Annotated in this window: 17 protein-coding genes; 6 read left to right on the top strand and 11 right to left on the bottom strand. The window is 58.3% G+C overall.

The window, feature by feature from the left end; all coding sequences use genetic code 11:
* Window positions 1-14 precede the first annotated feature (14 nt).
* The 4 genes from WG936_RS05730 to clpS all read right to left on the bottom strand — a co-directional run bounded on the left by WG936_RS05730 (window position 15) and on the right by clpS (window position 2550).
* Window positions 15-632, bottom strand: a complete 618-nt coding sequence (locus tag WG936_RS05730) for a rhomboid family intramembrane serine protease (protein WP_445227817.1) — start codon at window positions 630-632, stop codon at window positions 15-17.
* A gap of 123 nt (window positions 633-755) precedes the next feature.
* Window positions 756-1694, bottom strand: a complete 939-nt coding sequence (locus WG936_RS05725) for a P1 family peptidase (protein ID WP_339564980.1) — start codon at window positions 1692-1694, stop codon at window positions 756-758.
* Between the two features lie 4 nt (window positions 1695-1698).
* The gene (locus WG936_RS05720) at window positions 1699-2238 is read right to left on the bottom strand and encodes a DUF2017 domain-containing protein (RefSeq protein WP_339564981.1); all 540 of its coding nucleotides are present in this window, start codon (window positions 2236-2238) and stop codon (window positions 1699-1701) included.
* 3 nt (window positions 2239-2241) lie between these two features.
* Window positions 2242-2550, bottom strand: a complete 309-nt coding sequence (gene clpS, locus WG936_RS05715) for an ATP-dependent Clp protease adapter ClpS (RefSeq protein ID WP_339565015.1) — start codon at window positions 2548-2550, stop codon at window positions 2242-2244.
* 142 nt (window positions 2551-2692) lie between these two features.
* Between clpS and WG936_RS05710 the strand changes: the two genes are divergently transcribed.
* From WG936_RS05710 to WG936_RS05700, 3 genes are all read left to right on the top strand, one after another.
* The gene (locus tag WG936_RS05710) at window positions 2693-4048 is read left to right on the top strand and encodes a nicotinate phosphoribosyltransferase (RefSeq protein ID WP_445227814.1); all 1356 of its coding nucleotides are present in this window, start codon (window positions 2693-2695) and stop codon (window positions 4046-4048) included.
* 133 nt (window positions 4049-4181) lie between these two features.
* Complete coding sequence (locus WG936_RS05705) at window positions 4182-4559, top strand: hypothetical protein (RefSeq protein WP_339572370.1); 378 nt, start codon at window positions 4182-4184, stop codon at window positions 4557-4559.
* Between the two features lie 3 nt (window positions 4560-4562).
* A complete protein-coding gene (locus WG936_RS05700) occupies window positions 4563-5144 on the top strand; it encodes an RNA polymerase sigma factor (protein ID WP_445227815.1) in 582 nt (193 codons plus the stop codon).
* 88 nt (window positions 5145-5232) lie between these two features.
* Here WG936_RS05700 and WG936_RS05695 read toward each other — a convergent pair whose 3' ends face one another.
* The 3 genes from WG936_RS05695 to WG936_RS05685 form a co-directional block, all read right to left on the bottom strand.
* A complete protein-coding gene (locus WG936_RS05695) occupies window positions 5233-7299 on the bottom strand; it encodes an Hsp70 family protein (RefSeq protein ID WP_339564983.1) in 2067 nt (688 codons plus the stop codon).
* Window positions 7300-7417: 118 nt separating this feature from the next.
* On the bottom strand, window positions 7418-8881 hold the full coding sequence (locus WG936_RS05690; protein ID WP_339564984.1) for a GTPase: 1464 nt from the start codon (window positions 8879-8881) through the stop codon (window positions 7418-7420).
* A gap of 11 nt (window positions 8882-8892) precedes the next feature.
* On the bottom strand, window positions 8893-10716 hold the full coding sequence (locus tag WG936_RS05685; RefSeq protein ID WP_339564985.1) for a dynamin family protein: 1824 nt from the start codon (window positions 10714-10716) through the stop codon (window positions 8893-8895).
* 261 nt (window positions 10717-10977) lie between these two features.
* Here WG936_RS05685 and WG936_RS05680 point away from each other — a divergent pair, with 261 nt between their 5' ends.
* The 3 genes from WG936_RS05680 (at window position 10978) to WG936_RS05670 (ending at window position 16121) form a co-directional block, all read left to right on the top strand.
* The gene (locus WG936_RS05680) at window positions 10978-12612 is read left to right on the top strand and encodes a hypothetical protein (protein WP_339564986.1); all 1635 of its coding nucleotides are present in this window, start codon (window positions 10978-10980) and stop codon (window positions 12610-12612) included.
* 138 nt (window positions 12613-12750) lie between these two features.
* Entirely contained in the window at window positions 12751-14733 is a 1983-nt protein-coding gene (locus tag WG936_RS05675) for an ATP-dependent DNA helicase (protein ID WP_339564987.1), read from the top strand.
* Window positions 14730-16121: a class I adenylate-forming enzyme family protein gene (locus tag WG936_RS05670; RefSeq protein ID WP_339564988.1), complete on the top strand. Its 1392-nt coding sequence runs from the start codon at window positions 14730-14732 to the stop codon at window positions 16119-16121. Before WG936_RS05675 ends, WG936_RS05670 begins: the two co-directional genes overlap by 4 nt.
* Here the strand turns inward: WG936_RS05670 and WG936_RS05665 are convergent.
* The 4 genes from WG936_RS05665 to WG936_RS05650 all read right to left on the bottom strand — a co-directional run bounded on the left by WG936_RS05665 (window position 16062) and on the right by WG936_RS05650 (window position 19673).
* On the bottom strand, window positions 16062-16913 hold the full coding sequence (locus tag WG936_RS05665; RefSeq protein ID WP_339564989.1) for a hypothetical protein: 852 nt from the start codon (window positions 16911-16913) through the stop codon (window positions 16062-16064). The genes WG936_RS05670 and WG936_RS05665 overlap by 60 nt on opposite strands.
* Window positions 16914-16994: 81 nt before the next feature.
* Entirely contained in the window at window positions 16995-17894 is a 900-nt protein-coding gene (locus WG936_RS05660) for a hypothetical protein (protein WP_339564990.1), read from the bottom strand.
* A 179-nt stretch (window positions 17895-18073) separates the two neighbouring features.
* The gene (locus tag WG936_RS05655) at window positions 18074-18814 is read right to left on the bottom strand and encodes a hypothetical protein (RefSeq protein WP_339572369.1); all 741 of its coding nucleotides are present in this window, start codon (window positions 18812-18814) and stop codon (window positions 18074-18076) included.
* Window positions 18815-18875: 61 nt separating this feature from the next.
* On the bottom strand, window positions 18876-19673 hold the full coding sequence (locus WG936_RS05650; protein WP_339572368.1) for a YwiC-like family protein: 798 nt from the start codon (window positions 19671-19673) through the stop codon (window positions 18876-18878).
* Window position 19674: the final 1 nt, after the last annotated feature.

Genomic DNA, 19674 nt, shown 5'->3' with positions numbered 1-19674 from the left:
TCAATAGTAATCAGTTAGATCGAACCGCGTTGCAAACGCTTCTTCTCCCGCTTTTGCACCAACGCTAGGGGGTCATCGGAAGTGATAGTTGCACCAGCAACGATGCCACCAATCCCACCGAACAGGTGGCCCTGCCAGCTCACCCCGGCATCACTGGGAAGTACTCCCCAAATCAGACCGCCATACAGACTGGCCAGTACCACTCCGAGCAGGACCTGCCCCAGGCTGCGATTAAACATGCCTCGGACAATCAAGTACGCAAGCCAACCGTAGATCAGCCCCGAAGCACCAACGTGGTTAGTACCAATCCCGCCAAACAGCCACGTGCCAATCCCGCCGATTATTGCAACGATGAGCGAAACTTCCCACAGCACTTTATGCCCCGACCAAGCGATCAGGAACACAAAAATCGCTGCGGGCAGCGTATTGGCTATCAGATGCGGAAACCCGACATGCAAGAACGGTGAGGTGAATATGTATGGCAGCGAACTGACGTCCAAGGGATGAACGCCGAAGTGCGTTAGGTTTTTCCCCGTCAACAGGTTGATGATGTGCACGACCCAAATGATCGCAACAAAGGTACCGGCTGAGGCTGCCCCACGGCGAGCCGCCTGGCTCCCCTTCGACACCAGTGACACTCCGCCTGAAGACGGCACCTGCGGCACATAGTTTGGGTTCGGGAACTGGTACGACACGTTAGTCACGTCCTCAAGGAATGTGCTCTGACAAAGAATTAATCCATGTGTTGCGTTATTTTACTGGCAATCGCGAAGCTGCGCGTAGCTTGCCAAGCCATAGCCACTGCTAGCATGCACCACCGCATCCACAATCGCAGCGCAGACGACATCAGCAGCAGCAGTAGACAGCGCAATCATCTCTTCGATCCCAACGCCGATGCCGTTCCCGGTTGCGAGGGCGAAAAGGGTATCGCCGTCGAGAGGCGAGTGTGCGGGACGGATCGCTCTGGCCAGGCCGTCGTGCCCCGTCATGGCGAGCCGTTTAGCTTGAGCCTTGGTCACCGGCGCATCGGTAGCAATGACCCCGATGGTGGTATTCAACTTGGTCAGCAAACCCTTTTGCTCGGCGAAACGGCCCGGGTCCACCGCTGGTACGGCAGAGTCTCCCCAAAACCTGCCGGTTTCCTTATCTATCACCGCACCTACCGGATTGGCCACCACACCTGCAGCAACCGTATAGCCGCCGACCTTTTGCGAGGATTGACCGAAGCCACCCCGCAGCACTCCAGCGGTTGCGCCGCATCCAGCCCCTACCGAACCTGATTCGGTCTGTGGCTCCCCAAATGCCGCTTGGACCGCAGCATAGCCGTCCGCGGCGGTCGGCCGATGTGAGGCATCGCCTACGAGGAGGTCAAAAATGACGGCACCGGGGACAATCGGCACCCGCGGACCCGGAATCTCCTCACCGAGCACTGGGAAGCCGATCTCTCTTTCTTCCAGCGCCCGCATGACACCATCAGCGCTGGCCAAACCGAAAGCAGAACCACCGGAAAGCACCACAGCGTGAACTTGCTGAACCGTATTGTGTGGCTCGAGCAAATCAGTTTCCCGGGTACCCGGGCCGCCACCACGCACATCGACGGCAGCCACAGCGCCCCCAGGAACGACAACCACGCTCACACCGGTATCGCCCAGACTGCGGTGCCCGAGCAGCACACCGGGGACGTCGATAAGCACTGTGCTAGCCCATCATCGCTTCGAGCAAGGACTCTTGGTTGAAAGCGAGCCACTGGACAAGCATGTCACGGTCCTGTTCTTCTTGTTCGCTGCCTTTGAGCTCGCCTGATGCCAGGTAGAGGCGAATGTCGTTGAGCCCTGCGACCCAGGCGTGGGCCTCTTCTTCCGTTGCCACCACCGCCACATTGCCGTCAGGGCCCAGTGCATTCGTGATCACGGCCAGGTTCTCCAGCTTGGCTCGGCAAATGTCGTTTTCATGCAGGGAGCGCAAGAGTGAATTGTCGCCCTCGTATTCCTCGTCCCCTGCCATCTCAAAGTCCGGCAGCAACCGCGCGAGCGCAGGGTCAGTTGGCGGCTCCTTATGCCCGGAGGCCATGCCGGTGAGCTCAGCGAGCTCGTCTTTCGGCGCAGACTGCGCGCGGTGAATAAGCGCCTCGGCCACGGCAGATGCCATGTCCCCTAAGACTTCACGCTCCATCGGCTCGAAAGTTACAGTGAACCTCGCGCCCCGCATGATGGACTTCCTCTTTTTCCAGGCTTCCATTGTCTATCCCGCCTGCTGCATCGTGGCCCACAGCCCCGCTTTGTGCAGCTTCTTCACGTCAGCTTCCACCTTGTCACGCTCACCAGAACTCACCACCGCCTTGCCCTCGGTGTGCACCTGCATCATCAACTCGGTGGCTTTCTTGCGACTCATTCCCAAAACGGTCTGGAAAACATACGTCACATAACTCATCAGGTTGACTGGATCATCCCACACGATGCACATCCACGGCAGGTTTTCACTGGTCATCACGTCAACATCGACGACTTCCTCCAGCTCCGGAGAAGCCATCGGCGCCGAGGGGGTGCTCATTGATCGGAAGCGCTCACTCATGCTTTCCCAGCTTAGTAGCCAGCCGCCCACAGCCGCACGCTAGCCCACGCCGACCTATGCCGAGACCCGCCCCAGCAGAAAACCCCCACCGTGCTGGCAAGCAGTGCATTAAGCTGGCAATGTGACCTCTTTAACCGAACTCACCGGTGTTACCGGATCCGCGTCCTCACTGCCAAGCGATCGTTCTACCTCGCTGCTGACAGATAAGTACGAACTGACGATGCTGCAGGCTGCGCTTGCCGACGGCACCGCGCACCGGCAGTGTGCTTTCGAGGTTTTCGCACGCAGGCTCCCCAATGAGCGGCGTTACGGGGTCGTGGCCGGCACCTCCCGTGTCCTGAATGCAATCAAGGACTACGTATTCACTGAAGAACAACTCGCTGGCTTGGATTTCCTCAACGAACAGACGCTGGCTTACCTCCGCGACTTCAAGTTCAGCGGGCATATCGACGGCTACCGGGAAGGCGAGCTCTACTTCCCGAACTCGCCGCTCCTCACGGTCCGGGGCACCTTCGCCGAATGCGTGATCCTGGAAACGGTCATCCTTTCCATCATGAATTCCGATTCCGCCATCGCCTCCGCGGCCGCCCGCATGGTCACCGCCGCAGATGGCCGCCCAATCATCGAGATGGGCTCTCGCCGCACTCACGAGTATGCGGCTGTCACTGCCTCTCGCGCGGCCTATCTCGCGGGGTTCGAAGCCACCTCCAATCTCGAGGCAGGGCATCGTTACGGCATACCGGTATCGGGCACCGCCGCCCACTCCTGGACCCTGGTGCACGTGAATGAGGACGGCACCCCGAACGAAGAAGCGGCTTTCCGCTCCCAGGTTGAGGCGCAAGGGCCGGGTACGACGCTGCTCGTTGACACCTTTGATATTGAAAAGGGCGTAGAAACGGCGATTCGGGTTGCGGGTCCAGAGCTGGGCGGAGTTCGTATTGACTCCGGTGATCTCGGCATACTCACCCGTCGTGTCCGCCAACAGCTCGATGGTCTCGGGGCCCACAACACTAAGATCGTGGTGTCCTCTGACCTGGACGAATTCACTATCGCGGGCCTACGCGGCGACCCAGTCGACGTGTACGGCGTTGGTACCTCGGTGGTGACGGGATCGGGAGCGCCCACCGCTTCGATGGTGTACAAAGTCGTCGAAGTAGACGGTCACCCGGTGGCCAAGCGTTCCTCTTCGAAGAAGTCTGTGGGAGGTGCGAAGCGTGGCTGGCGCGCATGCCGTAATACGGGCACCGCGGTCGAGGAATTGGTTACGCCATTCGGCGCGGAGGCCCCCACCGTAGGTTCCCTTGAGGTCCGCGACCTGACGGTGCCGTTGCTTCGCGACGGCAAACCGGTGGCAGATCTCCCGACGCTTGTTGAGTCGCGCGATTACTTAGCCTCTCAGCTAGTGTCGTTGCCATGGGAAGGTCTTGCGCTCTCCCGCGATGAGCCTGCGCTCAACACTCGCTTCATCGGTTTCTAGTTTTTTCCACGTGCATGTGAGTTTTCAGCCACCGCCGGGAACATCACCGCGCCCTAGCGCATTTCACTGCTAGGTGAGGTGTTTTTCACCGGTTTACAGCACGACTCTCAGCACGTGGAACGGAGGTGACACAATGACAAATGATATCGACCTAGCAGCGGACTTTGCTGATGATCCGCCAGAGGTGGAATCTCCAATTCTGCCTCCCTTGACGGAACTCTATGGCGATGAAGCGCTGCCTGCGGACTTGGACTTCGACTCGATGATCGCCACTGCTGTCGATCCTGCTACCCCGCCGCCGGCTGGTGACCTCATCCCCGAATCGGAGCCTTATGCTTCGGATGACGTGGCTGCCACGTCCGCTCTGGATGAGGAGCTGCTGCCCCCTGAGCTGGATGATGACCTCGGTTTTGCAGACACTCACGAGGGGCTTCAGGAGGATGACTTCCACCTGGATGATTCGCAGGAGGATGCTACAGATTCCGACTTCGATTTTGACCCGGGGGTGTAGACCGTGAGCGATATTTCCCTCGACGGGTTCGAAACCGGGGTCAGCCAACAGCACGCTACGGAAGCAACACTGCTCGCTCGCGCCAAGTCCGGCGACGAGCGAGCTTTTGCTGCGTTGGCGCAGTCGGCTTCCAGTCGAATGTGGTCCGTGTGCCTCTCCATCACAGGCAATAAGCACGACGCGGAAGATGCCATGCAAAACGCCCTGACGGCAGCCTGGCAGAACTTGGATCGCTTTGACGGCGGCGCGAAGTTCTCCACGTGGGCATACCGGATCGCATCCAATGCAGCTCTCCAGATAGTCCGTAAGCGCCGCGAGCTACCTGATGACGAGGCCGGCTACAACGAAGTAGCACCAGGATCGAATATAGACACCCAAGTCACGGCGGGAATTGTGGTTCGTGAAGCCCTCGCAACACTTCCCGAGGAATTCCGAGAGGCGATCGTCCTACGCGAATACGCTGGCCTGAGCTACCAAGACATCGCCGAGCAGCAGGGCATCCCAATCCAGACGGTAAAGAGCCGCATCAACCGCGCGCGCACGAAGCTTCTCGACGCCCTACGCGCCGCAGGGGTCGACTCTTAACTTTTTGGCGGCAACGGCAAGAAACAGCCAGCCGCAGCCTGGGTGGTAAACACGCCGTGGCTGCGACCGGCTAGGTTCCGCTCATGGGCTACTGCAGGAAACCCCAGTACTTCAGGTATTCCGTCTCCTTGCCCTTGTAGTTAGTACCGGTGTGGGATGCAACTAGGATTTTCTGATCTGGGTACCAGGCAGCCCACTCCGGGGAGGTATCGCTGTCAGAAGTCAGGCCGGTCACAACTTCCGGCTTGTTTCCGCTCGCATCTTGGAGCTTCTGCGGTGGCATTTTGCTCGACTTCTGTACTGCGTCCCAGCCTTTTTGGGCTTCATCGCCGACGAGTACATACTTCACACCCGAGTATGCAGATTCGTTCTGCTTATCACCCAGAGCGCTCGTTTCCACCAGGCACGCATATCCCGTGGCAGGAGAGTCTGCAAACCAACCGACGCTGGAGCCAATGTCGCGCGGATCGTTGCACGAGCGGATCTTGTCCACAAAGGCAGCTGGGAGCACATCCTTCGTGCTCGACTCACGGTTTACAATGTGCCGTTCGTTCTTGCTCGGGTCTGCCAAAGCATCATTCGTCTTGGACGACGATCCGGAGCCGGAAGACTTAGAGGTTGTAGTGGACTTCTGAGTGCTTGGCGAGGCCGCCTGCGTCTCGGTCGAAGCTGGGCTCGGATCTTCAGAACCACCATTTGTCAAGGCCCAGATGCCACCGCCAACAAGAGCTAGGGCCAAGACACCACCACCGATCAACAGCGGAGCCTTGGACTTACTGCCGGAAGCCCCACCAGCGGTGGTGCTATAAGCCGAAGACGGGACGTTGTTGTTCCCGGAACCGCCAGCTGAAGGTGACTGGCTGAAGGCGTTGGCAGCAGGCTGCCCAGCGTTATCAGCTCCACCGCCATAAGGGTTAGCACCATAGGGATTACCTGTGGGTGCCGCTGCACCTTGAGGGGAAGCCGGCGCAGAGTTCGGGGCAGCATTGCCATAGGGGTTCGCCCCTCCTGCTAGCGCGCCGGCTCCAGCAGCCCCGGCAGCTGGAGCTATCGGAGTCTTTGCAGTGGCAGCACTACCCTCGGTGAAACCATTGAGCGTGGCGCGCAACGCACCGCGGGACACCACGGTCTTCGGGTCATCAAGAGTCATGACCGTCCCGATCTCGCCCAGTCGATTCTGTACGTAAGGAATACGAGAAGAACCACCGGTCATGTAGATCGGAGTTGTTGCCTGATCCACGCCTGCCTGCTCGAGAGCTGCGCGAGTCAGTTCGACACCACGTCCGACGGAGTCCTGGATAATCCCGTTGAACTCATCGCGGGTGATCAGTATGTCGCGCTCGCCCTGCGGCGTAGAAACAGTGATGGTGGCAGAAGAAGTATCAGACAGAATCTCCTTCGCCTCTCGGATCGCTTCTTCCAGCGAGTGCATAACGGAGACTGGGGCGGTGCGCACATAGTCTGCGAAATCCGGGTCATCGTGTTCCAGCTGTGTAATCACCCAGCGGAACATCAAGTTGTCTACAGTGCGACCGCCTAAGGAGTTATCGCCCTTTGCCGAGACGACTCGGAAGTTGCCGTCGTTAAGCGCCTCAAGAACTGCGATGTCAAGAGTTCCGCCACCGAAGTCGAAGACGGCAACGTGGCTCCCCGGCTTCACCTGCTGCTGCGCCGCGTAGTGCACAGCAGCTGCGCGTGGCTCGGAAATAGTGCGGATGATCTCGGCGCGGACCCCAGCCTGCTGAGCTGCATTCTTAAGCTGGTCTACTGAGTGCACCGACCAGGCCTCAGGGTGGGTCAGGGTCACCGTCTCCGGATCTTGACCTGCGTGCTGGGAACGCGCCCGATCTAGAGCAGTGGCAATCACTGCGGCGATTAGTTTGAGGGTGTCCTCGTCATGTCCACCCAGCTGGACATGATCGTGATCGATGTAGCGCTTGGGAGATAACAGCAGCTTGGATGCGTCACGACGCCCACGCAGCAAGGCAGTATCACCGGCGAGTACAGCGCCATCTTCTAAGTACACTGCGGAAGGCATCAGATTGGATCGGTGTGTCAGTGCAACCGTCTCTACTGAGCCACTCATCGGCGCAGTGTGGGCAGCCGAGGTGTTGCTGGTGCCAAAGTCAAGCGCGAAATGCCAGGCAGTACTCATTTGTCGCAGTCTCCATGGGTTGATGATTAATAATTTTCGGTGCAAAATATTGGCTTAACGAACCGATACTAAACTATTTTTCAATTTGTAGCAGTGTAACCGGTCACATTTAGGCCACTTATGCCAGTGCTTTAAGGGCCGCCTGATACGCCACCACCAGGCGTTCTCGCGCTTCATCCTCAGCTGCAGAGAGCAGGCCCATTGCCATGTTTTGCATTTCGCTGAGGCGTTGTTGCAGGGTGGCGCGGACCTGCTCCGGAGCGGTATCGGACGGCAATCCAACGACTTCGGCAGCTGTGCGGGCGGAAATCGCCGCACGTAGTGGCGCCAAGAGTGCCGAATCTGGGGTCGAGGAGTAGGTGTTGCGATAGCTGCGGTAGAGCATCACAAAGTGCATACCCGGCTGTGCGAGGGTCACTGACTGCACCCACCGGACATGATCCTTTCCAATATTGCTTCCGGCGAGGTCATCCAAGGCATCAAGCATCCGCACGGCGCGCTGCAGCACAGCAAAGTAACTGATCTCTCCGGTGAGCATTTGGGTGAGGCGACTAATGCCGGAGCGGTCCACCATCCAGTTCATCAGCCCGACTGCCCCCTCACGCGCGGCTACGTCACGGCCAGCGATGATGCCATACTCCCCGACCGTATCCAGCAGGCTGTCACGCATCTGCGCGGTGAATCCCGGCACGACTCGAGCGGGATCCGGCAGCTCGATGACGTCGAGAAGCTGCTCGCGGTCAAGAGGAGAAAGCTGCGCTAGGGTGCGCGCGACATCGCCGGTGATCCTGCCGACAAGTGCAGACTCGGCCATAAAACCGGAGAGCGGCAGCACCTCGGAGACGGAATTGCCGAGTTGCTGCGCGATCGACTTGGCATGTTCCTGGGCGTACTCCAGCGGATCCCGATGCCCGAAGGCACCTGCGCCGAAGCTGTCGGCCCGAGAGAGCACGCCTATCGACGTCAACGGTGTCATCCCCAGCTGAGAGATAAAGAGCTTTTCGTCTTCGCGCGGAGCAGAATCTGACAGGAACACCAGGGAATCTGCCCACGAGCTGGCACGGCGCGTGTCGTTTTGACCGTCGACAAGAACGCGCCGAGTGCGCGCCTCATTTTCAACGGTCAAGGTTGCGGTACCCGGGGTATCGATCAAGGAAAGACGTCGCAGTTGCGCGTTGGGCAGAAACTGCTCAACATGGTCTACCTCATCCAATGGCATCCCCAGGTCGGTGAGTGGCCCGTCTCCCAGCGGGATGCGTTGCTTCTCACCCGTGGTGGTGATCACCTCGGCACGCGCTGGTGCGCCGTCGAAGTACATACTCACTGCCATGGTGCATTCCAAAGAACCGGTAGCAGCAATAACATGCTGGGTGAGCGCGTTAACGAGGGTCGACTTCCCGGACTTCAAACGTCCCACTACTGCTACCCGCGGCGGTCGCGAAACCATTTTGCGCAGTTCTGCAGCATGCTCGGCGAGCTCCGGCCCGCCCTGCGCGAGAGCATCGGTGGCTTGTGTGAGCAAGGTGGTTAGTGCCGCGATCGCTGCATCGCGCGAGGTATCCACTTCTTGGTTTAGGTTCATGTCCACCACGGTTACTTCCCCCTCGCTTCGGTCAATAGCGCTCGTTTATGTGCCTCGAGTTCGGCCATGGTCGCCTGGACAATGTCCCGATTTTTCTGCAACCTGGCTACCCGATTCTTCCGCTCAGATTCAGATTCTTGGGCGATCTTGCGGGCGTCTTCAATCTTCTGTTGGATCTCCCGCTGCCGCGTGCGCAGATTAGAGCGGTGCCGCAATAGGATTTCGGTGCGCGCATTAGTAATGACCTGATCAATCAAGCGCATTGCCGTGGAGCGCGAGTTTCCTTGCATTTCACGCAGCCATGAGAGCAGATTCTGTTTGCCGTTGCGCATCGCCTTATAAGCAAGGTTGACCCCGATCCAGATGCCTCCGGCGAGCGGAGCAACCGGAATCACCATTGCCAGGGCGCCGGCTCCCATCATGCCCATGGACAGCACCGCCGGATCCACTAGATCCTTCGTCTTCTTATCTACGTCACGCTTGACAATATCCGCAGGAACCAGGGACGCTAGGATGCTGCCCATCACCTCACGAATTGTGTTTTCATCGTCAAACAAGCCACGGCAGCTGCGCTCGACTTCAACAAGAATCGCTTGCACGCTGTCTTCCAGAATCTTTTTGAATTCGACCTCGATTTGGCTGGTAAAGACCTGCGGCTTGCTGCGCAGCACCCGCATGCCATCGGCATTAATCCGATCGGTCCAGGTGATGCGCAATTGCTCGAGGCTATGATCCAGGTTGCCCGAAATCTCATTACGGGCCAAAGAGATATCTCGCTGGAACAGCTGCTCCCATTCACTGGTTTCCTCACGAAACTGTTCCAGGTTGGCGCGCTCCTGCTCGAGCTTGGCGACGGCGTCAGAGGCCCCCGTATGAAGCTCGATATCCTGTTCCACACCCTTCTTAATATCCGCCATGCACACCTTCATGGAGTCGATCGCAGTGCGCATTCCGAGGCCAGAGGCAGCGGAGAGCTCCCAGCGAATCTGCTTGCGCAAGGCGGCCATGCCGCTACGGTCGTCGATAATCGCGCGTCGCTCAGGGTCCGTCGCCGCCATCGCGTCGAGAGCACGCAGGCTGGAGACGCCGATAACAGGTATTTCAATACCCAAGTGCTGAGTGATGAGGCGACGATTGTCCTCCACGATGGCGCGCCAGCGGCGAATATTCTTATCCGTTTTGGTCACCGCGACGATGACAGAGCCAACCGTCTCCCGTGCTTGCCGCAAAATGTCCATTTCGGGAGCGGTGATCGGTGTGGATGCATCGCAAACCATCAGTAGCACGCCGGCCTGGCGCGCCTCCGCAAGCGCCGCAGCAATAGCATGTTCATCAAGGCCGCCGACGCCGGGAGTATCAATTACTGTGAGCGCCCCTAGTCCCTCAAAACCCAATTTGATTTCAGCTGCACTCGGCAAGAGCAAGGCGGCATCCTCATCCCCTGCCGCCTGGTCGATTTCTTGTACAGCCTGGTGCGTGACCCACTTCGGGAGCTCAGCATGCGGGATAGGATCCTTATGATCCCCACGTACTAAGAAGAACTCCGGAGCGCCGTCCATGTGTGGGTCAGTGAGCACTCGGATGGGCGCCGAGGTACACATGAGGACGTCAACCGGCAAGAGATCCCGGTACCCCACCAACGCGTTGACCAGTGAGGACTTTCCGCGTTTAATCTCGCCAACCACGACGACGGTTCCCGCACGAAAGTTCGCATCCATGAGTGCGAGCGCGTGTTCCGCGGACCCGGCGCGTCCATACTTACGAGCAATTTCAGCCGCTCGAGTCACGGATTCCCGCGGGCCTCGCTTGGGTGGATTACCGATTGGAGCAGTCACAATATTTCACTTTCATTGGGTCTCAAGCCGGACGACCAGGGACGCTACCCCCGATTGGAACATTCTTCTATTGTGCCCAAAACCATTATCGACCGCATGTTTTATTGAAAATATTTCTTCTTATTCGGAGTTCTTTCTACCCCCGGGGAACATAACGGGTCGATGCCGCATTCCATAAACGACAGGACAACAGCGAAGTCCTGAACGATACTAGGCACTACCAACCTATGACGAAAGTCACGAGACCGAAAGGGTTCCCCAATGTCTGACTACAACAAGAATGCAGCTGAGCAGAACTCCGCAGGCACCAAGCCAGGCGCGTTCGAGACCATCGATGCCCAGGGAAACAAAGTACAAGGCCAGGTAATCGGAGCACAGGACTCCGATCTTGACGGCAAGCTCGACTCCTACCAGGTCGACATCGACGGCGATGGCAAGGCCGACGGAACCGTCACCGATGCCAACGAAGATGGCAAGGCCGACAAGATGGAAATGGACCTGGATAAGGACAGCATCACCGACACAGTCCTCGTGGACTCCGACAAGGACGGCACCATGGATCGGGTGTCCCTCGATCAGAACAACGACGGTTTGATTGAAACCCACATCGTGGACACGGATGACAACGGCCGAGTCAACAAGGTTGAACTGGATACAGACGGCGACGGAGTTGTTGACACCAAGGCACGTGACTCCAACGAGGACGGCCGCATCGACTCCATGCACTACGACACCGACGGCGACGGCAAGATGGACGTTGACCAGTACGATTCTGACGGCGATGGCCGCGTCAACAGCACCTCCGGAGACGGCGAGCTTTCCGCCGCACAGCAGGCGGTTGGACAGGGCGCTTTCTCCCAGGGAATCCCAACCAATGGCGCGAAGGGCGCTGCAGATGCAGCTGGTGATTCCGCTGCTGCTGGTGCCGCTGGAGCTGCCGGTGGCGCCGCCGCAGGTGCCGCAGCAGCCCCACAGGCTGAAGCCACTACCCCAGCCCCAGAATCTTCCGCATCGCCAGAGGCTCCAACTCCAGAGGCGCCAGCCCCTGAGGCAGCTGCTCCGGAAGCGCCGGCAGAAACTGCAGCCCCAACTGCTGCTGGAGACCGCACTCTCGAAGACTCCGACCGAGATGGCGTTGATGACGTCGTACGCATCGACACAGATGGCGATGGCAACGTGGACGTACGCGCCTACGACCGGGACGGCGACGGCGACATCGACTCTGTGCACTACAGCGAAGAAGGCAGCGGAGGAAGCGACTCTTTCGTGTTTGATTCCAACAACGACGGTGTGGCCGATCACCAGCGCAACATGGAAGATGTCACCGATAGCCAGTCCGCATTGGGTGACCTCATGGGACAAGGCCTGAACGATGTCGCTGCCGGTGGTGCCGCCACTGCCGCAGCACCTTCCGAGGCACCAGCGACCGAAGCACCAGCACCAGCTTCCGAGGCACCAGCTTCGGAGGCACCAGCGGCTGCAGCTGCGCCGACCAACGCACCCGCCAGCGCTCAGAGCGCGCCAAGCACCGGAAACGGCACCGAAGTTGACCTGGACGGCGACGGCTACTCCGATGGCTTCGCGCAGGATACCAACAACGACGGCCGAGCTGACATCCTGGAATACGATTCCAACGATGACAACATCACCGACACCGTGATTGTCGATGGCAACTACGACGGCCGCATCGACGAGGAGCACCGCGACACCGACGGCGACGGCCAGACCGATGAGGCACTCATCGACACCGACTTCGACGGTTACGCCGATATCAAGGGCATCAACACCGACGATGATCTGATGTACGACTCCTACGAGGAAGTCACCTCCGATCTGGCCCCTACCATCGACGTCGATATGCCACAGGGCGACACTGACAGCGGCGACTTCGCTTAAGGTTTAGCCAACCCGCTAGGTTGCACAGCCCCGACTTCCCACCAGGAGGATCGGGGCTTTGCCATGCCGCATACCCGCCAACTGACACCGACTACACTGACTGATAGCCCAGTCGCTCTACCTCGCCCGAAAGTTGCAATGCCAGATACCTCCAGCCCCGGCAGCTCAAGCAGCCCTAGCACCTCTGACCTGCTTAACGCTGCAGTTACAGCGCTCGGCGGGACCCGGCGCGAAGGACAAGAACGCATGGCCGCGGCGGTGACCCAGGCGATGGAAACCGAAAGGCACCTCGCAGTCCAGGCTGGCACCGGAACGGGCAAGTCTCTTGCCTACCTGGTTCCTGCTATCCGACATGCGCAGGAAACCGGTACTACGGTCATCGTCTCTACTGCGACGATCGCGCTGCAGCGGCAGCTCGTGGATCGAGATTTGCCCCGGCTTGCTGATGCCCTCGAACCATTGTTAGAGCGTCGCCCTACCTTCGCCATCATGAAAGGGCGCCAAAATTATCTGTGCATGAACAAGGTTTCCCAATCACAACTGGATGGCGGCGAGTCGCTCATTCCAGAAGAAGAGCTTTCATGGCTGGGGAAACACGTTGCCCGCCTGCATGAATGGGCTAATGAGACCGAGTCCGGAGATCGAGACACCTTGGAACCTGGTGTGCCGGACTTGGCATGGCGCCAAATGAGTGTGAGTTCCCGGGAGTGCCTTGGTGCCACCCGCTGTCCCCACGGCGAAGAGTGCTTTGCTGAGCTGGCCCGCAGAGCCACCAAAGATGTGGACATCATCGTTACCAATCACGCATTACTCGCCATTGATGCGCTTGCCGATATCAACATCCTGCCCGAACACGAAGTGATCATCGTCGATGAAGCGCATGAACTGGACGGCCGCATCACTGCCGTGGCCACAAATGAAATCTCAGTCACCTCTCTGAATATGGCGGCGAAACGTGCCGGAAAGTTGGGTGCTGAGGGCCGTGAGGACAAAGTCACTGACCTAGCCCGTGAACTAGATGACGCGTTCATGAGCGCCCCTGATGGCCGATGGAAAGCTATGCCCGAAGTCGCCCAGAATATTCTCATCGCCGTGAAAGACGCGCTGTGGAGTTTGCGGGAAACCATTCAACGCGCCCCCGATGGCGAAGCTGCCAATCAACCGGAGAGATTTGCAGAGCGCCAATCCCTGAGCAATCACCTCACTGATCTTCACGATGCCATCGTGCGTATTTTGGAGGTTTTCGCCCAGTCGGATGCTTCAAAACACGCGGATGTCGTATGGCTTAACAAGGACGAGCGTCGTGGCAATATTCTGCGCGTGGCCCCGCTGTCAGTTGCTGGTCTGCTGCATTCCCGCTTGTTTGAAGGCCAAACCGTGATTCTGGCCTCAGCCACGTTGACCATCGGCGGCAACTTCAATGCCATGGCCGCCAGTTGGGGACTTCCCAAAGGCAGCTGGGATAGCCTCGATGCTGGTACTCCCTTTGACCCGGCTAAATCAGGCATCCTGTACACCGCCCGCCAGTTGCCCGACCCAGGCCGCGATGGTGTCCCGCAAGAGACTCTTGATGAAATCTTCGAGCTCATCATGGCTGCCGGTGGGCGCACACTGGGGTTGTTCTCCTCCCGTCGTGCGGCCGAGCAAGTCACCGAGGCGATGCGGCTGCGCCTGCCCTTTGATATCTATTGTCAAGGGGAAGACTCTACGGGTGCACTGGTGGACAAGTTCGCGGCTGATGAGAACTCGTGTCTCTTCGGCACGCTGTCATTGTGGCAAGGTGTGGATGTTCCCGGCTCGGCTTGTTCGCTAGTGCTGATAGATCGCATCCCCTTCCCGCGTCCAGACGACCCGCTGCTCCAAGCACGAAAGGAAGCGGCTGATGCCGAGGGCAGGAATGGCTTCATGGAAGTCGCCGCTACCCATGCCGCCTTGCTGATGGCCCAGGGGGCGGGGCGTTTGCTCCGGCATGTCACTGACCGTGGTGTCGTCGCAGTTTTGGACAATCGTCTGGTGACCAAACGCTACGGTTCATTTCTTCGCCGCTCAATGCCCGTGTTTTGGGAGACAACCAATCCACAGACCGCCAAGGATGCCCTGAAACGATTGGTAGCCCAATGAGTGTGTACGAAGCAGTCTTTGGCGGCGATCTGCCGGACACCACCGCCATCATCAGTGGCGATGAACAGCTCAGCTACCCCCAACTGGCTGAGAACATTGAGGATGCCGCAGCGAACCTCTTTCATCACGGCGTACGACCTAATGATGTCATCGGGATCCAGCTTGCCAATGGTGCAGATTTCGCGGTGCTCTTCCACGCGGTGCTTCGCCTCGGCGCGGTGGTAGCCCCGCTCGGCACCCACCTGCCCACTTCCGATCGAGACAGCCAGCTGCGCGCGGTGAATGCAAAATTACTGCTGGGACTGTCGGAAGCTCGCAAGCTTCGTAGACCCCGGGGCGCTCACACCGCCCCTACGACGAGGATCGACCCCGAACAACTCGCTTGTCTCCCCTTTTCCTCCGGAACCACCGGCACGCCAAAAGCTGTCATGCTGCCGCACCGCGCCCTAGCCGCCAATGTGGAGCAATTCCGCCAAGTGCTGCCGCTACGCCCCGGCCAAACCTGCTTGTCAGTGCTGCCATTCAGCCACATTTATGGGCTCACCGCTCTGCTCAACGTCCCACTTGCTTTGCGAGCCCGCGTTGTCGCACAAGATTTTCAGCGCGAATCCTTCATCAAGGCACACGAAACACATCAGGTAGACCTCACCTTCATTGCCCCGCCTTTGGCCACACTGTTGGCAAATGACCCACTCGTACCCCGCACTGACTTTTCCACCCTAAAGACTGTCATCTCGGGGGCAGCCCCACTCAACCCGGAGACCGCTCGGGCCGCAGCTGAGCGCGTTGACGCGCGGATTATGCAGGGTTTCGGGCTCACCGAGGCCGCTCCTGTTACTCATTTGGCGTCACAACCCGGACTCCCGATCTCTTCCATCGGACATCCATTACCCGGGACGTCGATTAGCGTGCGCCATCCGGACACCCATGAGCCGGCTGCAGAGGGGGAAATGTGGGTACGCGGCCCGCAGGTGATGGCCGGCTATCTGGGCGATCCCGAGGCGACCACACGCACGCTTGTCGACGGCTGGTTGCGGACCGGCGATCTAGTGCGACGCAATCCAGACGGATCCTTTGAGGTCGTGGACCGGATCAAGGACATCATCAAGTACCACGGCTTCCAGGTGTCGCCGGTGAAACTAGAGCGAGTGATCCTAGACCTACCCGACGTGCATGATTGCGCGGTGACGAGGGGCTATGACCCGCGTGGCGAAGAACAACCAGAAGCTTTCGTAGTGGTGGAACCCGGTTCCCCACTGTCTGCTGCGGAAATCAAGAACTGGGTGGCAGCCCACGTTGCTCCTTATGAGCGGGTCCGCGCCGTACACCTAGTAGCGCGGATACCCCGCAGCGCCGCTGGAAAAATTCTCCGCAGGCAGCTGGGCTAGTTCCCGCTCCAGTTCTTGATACTTGGTCACCATGAGGACCGACAAGTACGGATAGGTGATTACCGCAGCTAAGCCGGAAGAAAATGATTCTGCCAAATGGATGAGGCCGACCAGCAGAAAGGTAACGAAACTGTCACCGAAACGCTGCGTGGTCAGGTGCCAGGACCGGGCGAAAGCCCGCGAGATTGACATCTGGGTTGCGGCCGCGGTGACAAAGAAGGTCAAATAACTCGCCACTGGAATCCATAACAGCGAAGCGATGACCGCCACGACGATTCCAACAACATAAAGCTCCCCTGTGCCCCCATCTGCTGTGAATCCGGGCAGCAGCAGCATCGCAAGCAATGCGAGTAACGGTACCCAGGCGACCAGCTTGGACAGCAGATAGGCCATCATGATGCGGCCGGTGCCCCGCAGAGTTAGATAGTGCCCCAAAGTCGGCTGCTTCCCCGCCAACAGATCGCTTGCACGGCGATGCTGAATCGCAACGACCCACAATGATATGACAAACACTGCGCCGATGAGAAGCACCGCCCCTGTTGCCATGATCCTATCCAGCTGGCTTTGTGCCACCCGCAGGACTTCTTCAAAAAAGAAGCCCGTCAGGATGAACGATGCGAAAAGCAGCACGATTGCAACGGCTCCGCCGGCCAGGCTGAGCAACATCCCGCCGAAATTGTTGATGCATAGATTCAGGGCCAGCTCGAATGCACCTTTCCGCGCCGGTGGCCCGTGGTGGTATTGCGTGGCTGCGTGCGGTGGCGGTGGCAAATGTCCATGCGGGTTCGTCATGGGCCCAGTCCTACTTTTCTTCTCGACTCCATTGCGGCTATGGAATGCTCCACAGCCACAATTTGTTTCCGAGCTTTATTGTTACACGCGTTCTTGAACTGGGCGGCCTGTTGCTTTGAGGTAGGCATGAGCTGTTGCGATGACAATCACAGGACTAGCGACCAAGGTTCCGATCAAAAGCGCTAATACACCCAACATTGCGATGAGACCCGCCAACAGCAAGAACAGCAGCGCCTGCCCGAGGTTGTTCTTCACTACAGTGAAGGACTCAGCGAAGGCATCGAAAATACCGACCCCCGGCACTGCAGCGGCATAGCCAGCAAACATAAACAAGAAAGCCACAATGACGCCCACGATGACCAGGTAGGAACCAAGGTTGACCGCAATGTTTACCAGGAAGGCAACCAGGAAGATCTTTGGCACAGCGTCGAAGGTGAAGAAGTCCCGCAAGGAAATCCGCTCACCGCTGGCCACTCGCACCGCGTTTCGAGTATTAATGGCTTGGAGTATCAGCATCACAATGGTGAAGATGACGGTAGCCAGAATAAGGATGATTATGGAGCCGAAGGGAGGCTGTGTTGCTTCGTTTGCGGAGTTTTCAATAGACCACATAATGGTTGGAACGATGCCACCCAGGAAAATCAGTCCACCGATGACACCATAGATCAACATGCCGAGTATCCACGGCCAGGGGTTTTCTTTGAATCCCCTCCAGCCCTGCTCAAGTGAATTGACCGCATCAAACTTCCCTGCCTGAGACTGCACGCCTGGGTATTGCGGATTGCCACCTTGTGGATATCCGCCACCGTATCCATAACCCGGTTGCTGGTAGCCAGCCTGCTGCGGATCGTTAGGGGAGGGATTGTGCGGATACCCTGCCTGCCCACCCTGGCCGGTATTGGGTTGTGGTGAGCCGTAAGGGTTGTTGCCGTACGGGTTTTGGCTGGCATCTCCCTCAGGATTGCCAAATGGGTTGGACATCGTGAATTAGCCTTTCCGAATAGGATCTCGTGCAGCCAACTGAAAACGGGCAGCGTTTAACCAATATAGGTTAACGTGCCCGTGATCATTCGGAAACTTAAGTTATGAAATTGTGCCATTTCCAGGATGGCGGTTTATGGCTCAACCGCCATCAGCCCAGCCCCTATCCGCGATGGCGCTTAGTTGCGACGCTGCACTGGACGCCCCACTGCCACCATATAAGCATGGGACATCGCGATGTAAGTGAAAGGAATCGTAAAGATCATGCCCACGAGAACGGTGCCACCAGCAGCGTTAATGAGGTACAGCAACACGAACAGTAACAAGGATTGCCCCACATTGTTCTTAACCACCTCATAAGAAGACTTCAGTGCGGCCCCAACAGTCATGTCCTCAAACACTGCCGCTGGCATTGCAAAGCCCAAGAAGAACGAGATAACAATGCTGCCGATGATCAGTGCAATGAGGCCGAGCATAGAGAGCAGACCGACGACTATCGATACCAAGAACAGCATGCTACAACGCCGGAAGGTGAAGAAGTCGCGGTAACTGGGGCGCTTCCCGCCCACCGCGTATACCGACTCGCGGAAAAGCACCAGCTCATACAGGACCATCGCCACCACGGAGACGCAGATCGCGATGAAGAACAAAATGAGAGCCATGAGGCTCGGCGCAGCATCCGCTGCGGAGATTTGCACGAAATAGACGAACCAGCCGACCATCACACCGGCAAAGAGCAACAAGTACACGCCCAGATAGGTCAAGGCAGACAGCAGCCATGCACCCAGATTTTCACGCATGATGTTCCATGCTTGGCCAATGGAATCCATGGCATCGAATGTCCCGTTGCCACCTGGGGCAGGAATCGAAGAATACTGCTGCTGATAGCCCTCATTCGGATCGGCATACGGATTACTCATGACGCGTCAATACCTTTCTTTACTGGTTAGATCCACTTTCAGCATAGCGGAGTCCCACAGCTCAGAATAGGGACGCGGCAACGACTGCCAAGGTGGAAATCCCCTCCGTCATACCCACAAACTTAGGGGTCCACGGCTTACCGCGGCGCTTCCCAAGCCAAGGCATGAGCCAAGCGCGCAGCGTCAACGCGCTGAACACCAATACTGCTCCCCAATGGCACAGTCCCCACCCAACCAACAGCAGCACAACCACAGTGGACACTGCATGAAAACCCACTGATACCCAGCGGAATCGTAGATTATTTCTTTCGCGGATGAGCGACTTGACATAAAAGATCGTGCCACAGAAGTACAACGCAATAAGCGCAGTAATTGTGAGCAGCCGTGGTGACAGCGATTCCCCGACAACGAAGCTGGCCAGGGGCACCATCGCAGTAGAAGCCAGCACCGTGCTTAGACCCGACAGTAGCGAGCGGGGGCGGCGTCGATAAGCCTCATACACAGCGATCGGCATCAAAACCCCAAACACGCCCGCCCACATCAATACCGATGGCAGCCGCCAAACGACGACCATTGTCGCCACCGCACATGACGCACCATAGGTGGCAAGTGCGGGAACGTACGCTGTTCTGCGTTTCCCACGAGCACGCAGCCACCAGCTCAGAGCGAAGAACGCAAAGTAGCCCGCATACCATGCGATTGTCAATGGCAGATGAATCCAACGCGGCCCCGCGAGGAATACTCCCAGGACCACTGGCACAGTGACCATGACCCAGGCACCGTGTTGATCGGGAACCCAGCCTTTGGACTTAGGTTTCGCTTTCGAAGTCGCAGATGCCGTTGTCTTTAGAGATGACATA

Source organism: Corynebacterium sp. H127, assembly GCF_037482665.1.
Classification (GTDB): Bacteria; Actinomycetota; Actinomycetes; order Mycobacteriales; family Mycobacteriaceae; genus Corynebacterium.
This window is presented reverse-complemented; position numbering and strand designations above follow the sequence as displayed.

Coding starts and splice junctions, on each gene's coding strand:
- WG936_RS05720 (WP_339564981.1), bottom strand. CDS start 2,238: ATGGAAGCCTGGAAAAAGAGGAAGTCCATCATGCGGGGCGCGAGGTTC.
- clpS (WP_339565015.1), bottom strand. CDS start 2,550: ATGAGCACCCCCTCGGCGCCGATGGCTTCTCCGGAGCTGGAGGAAGTC.
- WG936_RS05705 (WP_339572370.1), top strand. CDS start 4,182: ATGACAAATGATATCGACCTAGCAGCGGACTTTGCTGATGATCCGCCA.
- WG936_RS05695 (WP_339564983.1), bottom strand. CDS start 7,299: ATGAGTACTGCCTGGCATTTCGCGCTTGACTTTGGCACCAGCAACACC.
- WG936_RS05690 (WP_339564984.1), bottom strand. CDS start 8,881: ATGAACCTAAACCAAGAAGTGGATACCTCGCGCGATGCAGCGATCGCG.
- WG936_RS05680 (WP_339564986.1), top strand. CDS start 10,978: ATGTCTGACTACAACAAGAATGCAGCTGAGCAGAACTCCGCAGGCACC.
- WG936_RS05675 (WP_339564987.1), top strand. CDS start 12,751: ATGCCAGATACCTCCAGCCCCGGCAGCTCAAGCAGCCCTAGCACCTCT.
- WG936_RS05670 (WP_339564988.1), top strand. CDS start 14,730: ATGAGTGTGTACGAAGCAGTCTTTGGCGGCGATCTGCCGGACACCACC.
- WG936_RS05665 (WP_339564989.1), bottom strand. CDS start 16,913: ATGACGAACCCGCATGGACATTTGCCACCGCCACCGCACGCAGCCACG.
- WG936_RS05660 (WP_339564990.1), bottom strand. CDS start 17,894: ATGTCCAACCCATTTGGCAATCCTGAGGGAGATGCCAGCCAAAACCCG.
- WG936_RS05655 (WP_339572369.1), bottom strand. CDS start 18,814: ATGAGTAATCCGTATGCCGATCCGAATGAGGGCTATCAGCAGCAGTAT.
- WG936_RS05650 (WP_339572368.1), bottom strand. CDS start 19,673: ATGTCATCTCTAAAGACAACGGCATCTGCGACTTCGAAAGCGAAACCT.